We start from the raw sequence: 1274 nt of genomic DNA, 5'->3' as shown, positions 1-1274 counted from the left end.
AACAACAAACAATGATGTTTAGTCCATATGTGGCTCTATATGATATCGTCGTTCCTCAGGATAATATGTTACGAAGAATTAAGGATCTAATTGACTTTTCTTTTATTTACGAAGAATTAAAGGATAAATATTGTCTAGATAATGGGCGGAATGCGATAGATCCTATTCGCATGTTTAAATATTTGTTTTTGAAAACCATTCATGATGTTTCAGATGTTGATATTATCGAGCGTTCAAAATATGATATGTCCTTCAAATATTTTTTGGATATGGCTCCGGAGGAAGCCGTTATTGATTCAAGTTCTTTGACAAAGTTTCGTAAGCTTAGGTTAAAAGACATGAACTTATTAGACATGCTTATCAATAAGACAGTGGAGATTGCCATTGAGAAAGAGATTATTAAAAGCAAGTCCATTATTGTAGATGCCACCCATACAAAGGCGAGATATAATCAAATGACTCCAAAAGAAATACTAATGGAGCGCTCCAAAAACCTCAGAAAAGCAATTTATAAAATTAACGAGAGTATGAAGAAGAAATTCCCCGTAAAGCCAAACAATGATCTACTTGAAGATGAGATTACTTATTCCCAAGAGCTCATTGAAGTGATTGAAAAGGAAGAAAGCCTTTTAGAGTATCCAAAAGTCAAGGAACATCTTAATCTCCTGAAAGAAGCCGTTGCAGATGATATCGAACAGCTACAGTCCATGAATGATCTAGATGCCAAAGTCGGACACAAAGCAGCTGACTCATCATTCTTTGGCTATAAAACTCATCTGGCGATGAGTGAAGAGCGAATTATTACAGCCGCAACGATTACAACCGGAGAAAAAAATGATGGAAAAGAGCTACAGACACTTGTTGAGAAAAGTATAGATGCAGGAATGGAAATTGAAACGGTTATTGGGGATACTGCGTATTCTGAGAAAGACAACATTCAATATAGTAAGGAAAATGGAATTAAACTGGTCTCAAAATTAAATCCTTCCATAACTCAGGGTACCCGAAAAAAAGAGGATGAATTTGAATTCAATAAGGATGCGGGCATGTATGTCTGCAAGGCAGGGCATATGGCTGTACGGAAAGCTAGGCAAGGTAAAAAAGGAGTAGGCAAAAACCAAGTTGATACCTACTATTTTAATGTTGAAAAATGCAAGAGATGTCCTTTCAGAGAAGGGTGCTACAAAGAGGGAGCCAAAAGTAAAACATATTCTGTTTCCCTTAAGTCTGAACAACATTCATCCCAAGCACAATTCCAGAAAAGTGTATATTTT

The 1274-nt window shown here is 36.1% G+C and carries 1 protein-coding gene; it reads left to right on the top strand.

The window, feature by feature from the left end; genetic code table 11:
- Positions 1-1274, top strand: a 1274-nt coding sequence (locus COD11_RS19045; RefSeq protein WP_255301642.1) for an IS1182 family transposase, incomplete at both ends; no start/stop codon positions are given.

Origin of the sequence: Bacillus sp. AFS040349, from assembly GCF_002577655.1 — a bacterium.
In the GTDB taxonomy this organism is placed as follows: Bacteria; Bacillota; Bacilli; order Bacillales; family Bacillaceae; genus Metabacillus.
This window is presented reverse-complemented; position numbering and strand designations above follow the sequence as displayed.